The sequence below is a fragment of the Xanthomonas albilineans genome (assembly GCF_002939705.1).
GTDB lineage: Bacteria > Pseudomonadota > Gammaproteobacteria > Xanthomonadales > Xanthomonadaceae > Xanthomonas_A > Xanthomonas_A albilineans.
The window spans coordinates 1-671 of sequence record NZ_MDCB01000086.1; the positions used below are offsets into that span (position 1 = coordinate 1).

General features: G+C 62.3%; 1 protein-coding gene. It reads left to right on the forward strand.

What is annotated here, in order from left to right:
- Positions 1–24 precede the first annotated feature (24 nt).
- Positions 25–671, forward strand: a 647-nt coding sequence (locus XalbCFBP2523_RS15850; protein ID WP_249027744.1) for a ParB/Srx family N-terminal domain-containing protein, incomplete at its 3' end; no start/stop codon positions are given.

Below are 671 nucleotides of genomic sequence, written 5' to 3' on the forward strand. Positions count from 1 at the left end.
CTGGCCAACCCCATCAACCCGCCCATGAGGACGACTCATGGCGGGTTTTTTCATTTTCAGAACCCGATGAGCGCACTGCAACTCCACTACCGACCGGTCGATTCGCTGATTCCCTATGCCCGCAATGCCAAGCAGCATTCGCAGGCCCAGGTCGCACAGATCGCCGCCAGCATTCGCGAATTCGGCTGGGGCGCGCCGATCCTGATCGATGGCCACAACAATGTGATCGCCGGACACGGTCGTCTGCTGGCGGCTCGTCAGCTGGGCATGGCCGAGGTGCCGGTCGTCCCGTTGGATCACTTGAGCGACACGCAACGCCGCGCGCTGATCCTGGCCGACAACAAGATCGGCGAGAACGCCGCCTGGGATGACGACCTGCTCGGCATCGAACTGTCCGAACTGAAGGACGCCGGCTTCGATCTCGGCCTGACCGGCTTCTCCCCAGAGGAATGGGAAGCACTGATCGCCGGTGAGGACGCCACCAAAGACGGGCTCACCGACGATGACAATGTACCGGACGCGCCCGAGACTCCTATCTCCAAAGCAGGCGATGTGTGGCTGCTAGGCGATCACAGACTGCTGTGCGGCGATGCCACCAAGGCCGACGACTACACGCAGCTGCTCGGTGACGAATTGCCCGACATGGCCTTCACCGATCCCCCGTACAACGT